General features: G+C 70.3%; 5 protein-coding genes. 1 reads left to right on the top strand and 4 read right to left on the bottom strand.

All coding sequences use genetic code 11. The features are described 5' to 3' along the window. The 4 genes from AOK08_RS17045 to AOK08_RS17030 form a co-directional block, all read right to left on the bottom strand. The coding region (locus AOK08_RS17045; protein ID WP_422125745.1) for a GNAT family N-acetyltransferase at positions 1-284 on the bottom strand (284 nt) is incomplete at its 3' end. Beyond that, positions 281-1,225, bottom strand: a complete 945-nt coding sequence (locus AOK08_RS17040; protein ID WP_055526461.1) for an RluA family pseudouridine synthase — start codon at positions 1,223-1,225, stop codon at positions 281-283. The genes AOK08_RS17045 and AOK08_RS17040, both read right to left, overlap by 4 nt. A 73-nt stretch (positions 1,226-1,298) precedes the next feature. Then, positions 1,299-1,871 carry a signal peptidase II gene (lspA, locus tag AOK08_RS17035; RefSeq protein WP_055526459.1) on the bottom strand — a complete coding sequence of 191 codons (573 nt, stop codon included), beginning with the start codon at positions 1,869-1,871 and terminating at the stop codon, positions 1,299-1,301. Positions 1,872-1,969: 98 nt separating this feature from the next. Further along, positions 1,970-2,932 (bottom strand): TraR/DksA family transcriptional regulator, encoded by a 963-nt coding sequence (locus AOK08_RS17030; protein WP_055526457.1) that lies wholly within the window; start codon positions 2,930-2,932, stop codon positions 1,970-1,972. Between the two features lie 579 nt (positions 2,933-3,511). Between AOK08_RS17030 and ileS the strand changes: the two genes are divergently transcribed. Continuing rightward, positions 3,512-6,661, top strand: coding sequence for an isoleucine--tRNA ligase (ileS, locus tag AOK08_RS17025; RefSeq protein WP_055526456.1), 3,150 nt, complete (start codon positions 3,512-3,514; stop codon positions 6,659-6,661). Positions 6,662-6,898 lie beyond the last annotated feature (237 nt).

The following is a 6,898-nucleotide window of genomic DNA, read 5'->3' as shown; positions in this document are numbered from 1 at the left end:
CCCCGAGCGTCCTTCCGCACCGCGAGCCGCCCCAGCGACCCCACGGACGGATCGCCGCCGGTCCTGCCGAGAGCCGCCTCCCCGTACAGCAGCCGCCCCGTGCCGAGCGCCACCCCGTCCTCCCGGACGGCCAGCACATGCAGCGCGCCCGCGTCGAACTCGTCGTACTCCAGGTCCTCCGGCACCCGCTGCTCGACGACGAAGACCTCCTTGCGCAGCGCGAAGCAGGCCTCGCGGTCGGCGGGATCCCCGGCGACGCGGACCAGGTACGACGGCGGGGTCATGCGTAGGTCTCCTCGCGGACCCGCTCCAGGGCGACAGCCAGGTCCTCGGGGTAGTCGCTCTCGAACTCGACCCACGTCCCGTCCCCGGGGTGCTCGAAGCCGAGGCGTACGGCGTGCAGCCACTGGCGGGTCAGGCCGAGCCGTTTGGCGAGCGTCGGGTCCGCCCCGTACGTCAGGTCGCCGACGCAGGGGTGCCGGTGGGCGGCCATGTGGACGCGGATCTGGTGGGTGCGGCCGGTCTCCAGCTTCACGTCGAGCAGGGAGGCCGCGCGGAACGCCTCGATGAGGTCGTAGTGCGTGACGGACGGCTTGCCCTCGGCCGTGACCGCCCACTTGTAGTCGTGGTTGGGGTGCCGGCCGATGGGCGCGTCGATGGTGCCGCTCATCGGGTCCGGGTGGCCCTGGACCAGCGTGTGGTAGCGCTTGTCGACCGTACGTTCCTTGAACTGGCGCTTGAGCGAGGTGTACGCGCGCTCCGACTTGGCGACCGCCATCAGGCCGGACGTGCCGACGTCGAGCCGGTGCACGATGCCCTGGCGCTCTGCGGCACCGGAGGTGGAGATGCGGTATCCGGCGGCGGCGAGCCCGCCGATGACGGTCGTCCCGGTCCAGCCGGGCGAGGGGTGCGCGGCCACGCCGACGGGCTTGACGATCACGACGATGTCGTCGTCGTCGTGCACGATGACCATGCCCTCGACGGGCTCGGCCACCACCTGCACGGGCGCGGGCGCCTGCGGCATCTCGACCTCGAGCCAGGCCCCGCCGTGCACCCGCTCCGACTTGCCGACCACCGAGCCGTCGACCATGACCTTCCCCGCCGCGGCCAGTTCGGCGGCCTTCGTACGGGAGAAGCCGAACATCCGGGAGATGGCGGCGTCGACGCGCTCGCCCTCCAGGCCGTCGGGCACGGGCAGGTTGCGGATCTCGGGAACGGTGCTCACCCGTCGAGTATGCCGGACGGCTCCGACACTCTCGTACGAGAGCCCGGCGCCCTCAGCCTTGTGGACGGTCCCGTCAGTCCTTGTGGACCGTCCCGTCGGGGTCGAGCCCCTTGAAGGAGAGCAGGACGATCAGGATGCCGCCGCACACGATCGCCGAGTCGGCCAGGTTGAAGACCGCGAAGTGCTTGGGCGCGATGAAGTCGACGACCGCGCCCTCGAAGACGCCCGGCGAGCGGAAGATCCGGTCGGTCAGATTGCCCAGCGCGCCGCCGAGCAGCAGCCCGAGCGCGATCGCCCAGGGCACGCTGTAGAGCTTGCGGGCCAGCCGGGCGATCACGACGATCACGGCCGCGGCGATGACCGTGAAGATCACCGTGAAGGCCTCACCCATGCCGAAGGCGGCACCCGCGTTGCGGATCGCCTCCAGCTTCAGCCAGTCCCCGACGATCTCGATCGGCGCGTGGTGCTCCAGCTTGGCGACCACGATCATCTTGCTGGCGAGGTCCAGCGCGTAGGCCAGCGCGGCGACCGTGAACAGCACGAGGATCCGGCGCCGGCCCCGGGGCCGCTCGTCCGGGGTCTTCGGCCCGGCTCCCGCCGCGTCTGGGATGTCCGGCGTACCGATGATGCGCTCCGCCTCTGCCACGTGAATCCCTCAACCTAGGTTCCTGACTGAGACGAGCGTACGACACGCCTCCTGGCGCACAGGAGTGCAGGAGGCACACCGCGGGGATCGGTCCGCGGTCAGTAGCGCCGCTCCTGCTTCTGCTTGCATTCGACACACAGCGTCGCGCGCGGGAAGGCCTGCATACGCGCCTTGCCGATCGCGTTGCCGCAGTTCTCGCAGAGGCCGTACGTGCCCGTGTCCAGCCGCTCCAGCGCCCGCTCGTCCTGGACGAGCATCTCGCGCGCGTTGGCGGCCAGCGCCATCTCGTGCTCACGGGTGGTGTTCTTGGTGCCGGTGTCCGCCTGGTCGTCGCCCGCGCCGTCCCCGGAGTCCCGCATCAGGCCCACGAGGGACTGCTCGGACGCCGCCAGCTCGGCGCGCAGGCGCTCCACCTCGGTCTGCAGCTCGGCGCGGGCCTGAGCCACCTCCTCGGGGGTCCACGGGTCCTCACCGGGGCGTACGGCGAGTTCGCCCGGCTCCGCCGCCGCGACGATCCGCGCCTTGGGTACGGCACCTGGCTTCTTGGCCGTCGTGGTCGTACCCGGAGTCTTCTTCGCAACCACCGTCGTGGCTCCCGTCGTCTTCGCGGCCTCGACCGCGCCCGCCCTGTTGGCGGTGCTCTTCCTGGCCGTGCTCTTCGTGGTGGTGCTCTTCGCGGTAGTGCTCTTCGTGGTGGTGCTCTTCGTGGTGGTGCCTCTACCGGTGCCGCCCTGGACGGCGGTGCTGCCCGAAGCGGCAGCCCTCTTCCGGACGGCCGTCTTCGCGACGGCCGTCGTGACGCCGGCTGTCCCGGCGGCGGCCTTTTTGCCCACCGTTTTCTTACCCACCGTCTTCTTGGCCTCCGACGCGCTCGCCTCCGCCGTACTCGGCACCGCTTTCGTGGCCGCGGTCTTCCTGGCGGCGTTCTTCCTGGCGGCGTTCTTCCTGGCGGCGTTCTTCCTGACGTCCGTGCCCTTGCCACCGCCCGAGGCCCTCGCGGCCGTGGATCCAGTGGATCTGCCGGACGCCGACTGCTGCTCGGCGGTCTTTTTCGCCACCATGGCCGCGGCCCCTTCACATATTGTGATCTTGCGCGCGAATCGTGCTGGGACGATAAATCGACTTGAGTCCCGCGGCAACGGGGCACACCACCCGATTCGACCGACCTCCCGGCATGGCGGGCAGGCCTTCAAGCGTTGTGCCCAGCTCCCCGCCGGGTAATCCGCCGAGCCGCCCGTCCCGGAATCCGGGCACCCGCCCCTGGCCATTCGGGTGGCCCGGAAAACCGGTCGGCCGCTGTCGGCGGGGCGCCGTACACTGGGCGGAGCGAGAAGCGTGGATGGGGACGAGTAGCGCCGTACGCAGCCCAGAGCGACCCGGGGACGGTGGAAGCCCGGGGGCGAGCGCGATGTGAAGATCACCCCGGAGCCGCCGGAAGAAAGCCGCAACGAGGCGAGCAGTACAGCCGAGGCCAGTAGACCCGGTATCGCGACCCCAATGAGGGGGCTCACAGGTGCGCACGACGCACCGGGGAGCCAAGGAGGGTGGTACCGCGGGAGTACGCCGTAGACGGCGTCCGGAGAATTCCGGCTCTCGTCCCTCCGACGGAAGGCAGAAAGTCCGCCGGAGGAAGCTCGCTGATGACAACGCCGACGTACCGCCAGGTGCCCGCCCAGGTCGACCTGCCCGCCCTCGAGCACGCCGTGCTCGACTTCTGGCACGAGCAGAAGATCTTCGCCAAGACCCTTGAGCAGTCCGAGGGGCGCCCCGAATGGGTGTTCTACGAGGGCCCGCCCACCGCGAACGGCATGCCGGGTGCCCACCACATCGAGGCCCGCGTCTTCAAGGACGTGTTCCCCCGCTTCCGCACCATGCGCGGCTACCACGTGGCCCGCAAGGCCGGCTGGGACTGCCACGGCCTTCCGGTGGAGCTGGCGGTCGAGAAGGAACTCGGCTTCTCCGGCAAGCAGGACATCGAGGCGTACGGCATCGCCGAGTTCAACGCCAAGTGCCGCGAGTCGGTGACCCGGCACACCGACGCCTTCGAGGCGCTCACGACCCGCATGGGGTACTGGACGGACCTCCAGGACCCGTACCGCACGATGGACCCCGAGTACATCGAGTCGGTCTGGTGGTCGCTGAAGGAGATCTTCAACAAGGGCCTGCTCACCCAGGACCACCGCGTCGCCCCCTGGTGCCCGCGCTGCGGCACGGGCCTGTCGGACCACGAGCTGGCCCAGGGCTACGAGACGGTCGTCGACCCCTCCGTGTACGTCCGTTTCCCGCTCACCTCCGGCCCGCTGGCCGGCGAGGCCGCTCTCGTCGTCTGGACGACCACGCCCTGGACGCTGGTCTCCAACACGGCGGTCGCCGCCCACCCCGACGTCACCTACGTGGTGGCGACGAACGGTACGGAGAAGCTCGTCGTCGCCGAGCCGCTGCTCACCAAGGCGCTCGGCGAGGAGTGGCAGTCCACCGGCCAGACCTTCACCGGCGCCGAGATGGAGCGCTGGTCCTATCAACGTCCGTTCGAGCTCGTCGAGTTCCCGGCGGACGTGCCCACCCACTACGTGGTGAACGCGGACTACGTGACGACCGAGGACGGCACGGGTCTGGTCCACCAGTCCCCCGCCTTCGGTGAGGAAGACCTCAAGGTGTGCCGCGCGTACGGCCTGCCGGTGGTGAACCCGGTCCGCCCGGACGGCACCTTCGAGGCGGACGTCCCCCTCGTGGGCGGTGTCTTCTTCAAGAAGGCGGACGAACAGCTCACCGAGGACCTCCAGCAGCGCGGCCTCCTCTTCAAGCACATCCCGTACGAGCACAGCTACCCGCACTGCTGGCGCTGCCACACCGCGCTCCTCTACTACGCGCAGCCGTCCTGGTACATCCGCACCACAGCCGTCAAGGACCGCCTCCTCCAGGAGAACGAGCAGACCAACTGGTTCCCCGAGACGGTCAAGAACGGCCGCTTCGGCGACTGGCTGAACAACAACATCGACTGGGCGCTCTCCCGCAGCCGCTACTGGGGCACCCCGCTCCCGATCTGGCGCTGCGAGGAGGACCACCTCACGGTCGTCGGCTCCCGCGCGGAGCTGACCGGGCTCACGGGCACCGACCAGTCGGACCTGGACCCGCACCGCCCGTTCATCGACGCGGTCACCTTCGCCTGCCCCAAGGACGACTGCGGCCGTACGGCCACGCGCGTGCCGGAGGTCATCGACGCCTGGTACGACTCGGGTTCGATGCCGTTCGCGCAGTGGGGATACCCGTACAAGAACAAGGAACTGTTCGAGTCCCGCTACCCGGCGCAGTTCATCAGCGAGGCCATCGACCAGACACGCGGCTGGTTCTACACGCTGATGGCGGTAGGCACCCTGGTGTTCGACAAGTCGTCCTACGAGAACGTGGTCTGCCTCGGCCACATCCTCGCCGAGGACGGCCGCAAGATGTCCAAGCACCTGGGCAACACCCTGGAGCCGATCCCGCTGATGGACCGGCACGGCGCCGACGCCGTCCGCTGGTTCATGGCGGCCGGCGGCTCCCCCTGGGCGGCCCGCCGCGTCGGCCACGGCACCATCCAGGAGGTCGTCCGCAAGACGCTCCTCACCTACTGGAACACGGTCGCCTTCCAGGCCCTGTACGCGCGTACGTCGAACTGGGCCCCCTCCGCGGCGGACCCGGCCCCGGCCGACCGCCCGGTCCTGGACCGCTGGCTCCTGTCCGAGCTCCACGCCCTCACCGACCAGGTGACCCGGTCCCTGGAGGCGTACGACACCCAGCGTGCCGGCAAGCTCCTGTCTGCGTTCGTCGACGACCTGTCCAACTGGTACGTCCGCAGGTCCAGGCGCCGCTTCTGGCAGGGCGACAAGGCCGCGCTGCGCACCCTGCACGAGGTCGTCGAGACGGTCACGAAGCTGATGGCCCCGCTGACCCCGTTCATCACTGAGCGGGTCTGGCAGGACCTGGTGGTACCGGTGACCCCGGGCGCCCCCGAGTCCGTCCACCTGACGTCGTGGCCCGAGGCGGACCTGTCCGCGATCGACCCGGAGCTGTCGAAGCAGATGGTGCTCGTACGGCGCCTGGTCGAGCTTGGCCGTGCCACGCGCGCGGAGTCCGGCGTGAAGACGCGCCAGCCGCTGTCCCGCGCGCTGGTCGCGGCGGCCGGTTTCGACACCCTCGACCGCGAACTGCACGCGCAGATCACGGAGGAGCTCAACGTCAGCTCCCTGGCGTCCCTCTCCGAGGTGGGCGGCTCGCTGGTCGACACCACCGCCAAGGCCAACTTCCGCGCCCTGGGCAAGCGGTTCGGCAAGCGCGTCCAGGACGTGGCGAAGGCGGTCGCGAACACGGACGCGGCGGCGCTGTCCCTCGCTCTGCGCGAGGGCACGGCGTCGGTGGAGATCGACGGCGAGACGATCACCCTCGCCCCCGACGAGGTCATCATCACGGAGACCCCGCGCGAGGGCTGGTCGGTGGCGTCCGACTCGGGTGCGACGGTCGCCCTCGACCTGGAGATCACCGAGGAGCTGCGCCAGGCGGGCCTGGCCCGGGACGCGATCCGGCTGATCCAGGAGGCCCGCAAGAACAGCGGCCTCGACGTGGCCGACCGTATCGCCCTGCGCTGGACGTCCACGGACCCGGCGGTGACGGCGGCCCTGACGGAGCACTCCGCCCTGATCGCCGACGAGGTCCTGGCAACGGACTTCGCCGGAACCGAACCGGACGACACCTACGGCACCCCCTTCACCGACGAGGGCCTGTCCCTGACGTTCCGCCTGCGCAAGGCGTAGGACACCACCGCTGCCGGGCAGCCGTACGACCACTGCCCGGCAGCCGCACCGCTGGGGCTGAACCATGCCGCCGCCGCGGAAAGTAAAACCGCTGGGGCAGGCAACCGCACCACCACTGCCGACAGCCCCACCACCGCCGCGGGCAGCCCCGCCACCGCTGCCGGCAACCGTGCCGCTGAGGCAGGCAGCCGCACCACCGCTGCCGACAGCCCCACCGCTGCGGGCAGTCGTGCCGCT

This window comes from Streptomyces graminilatus (assembly GCF_001418565.1).
Taxonomy (GTDB): Bacteria; Actinomycetota; Actinomycetes; order Streptomycetales; family Streptomycetaceae; genus Streptomyces; species Streptomyces graminilatus.
This window is presented reverse-complemented; position numbering and strand designations above follow the sequence as displayed.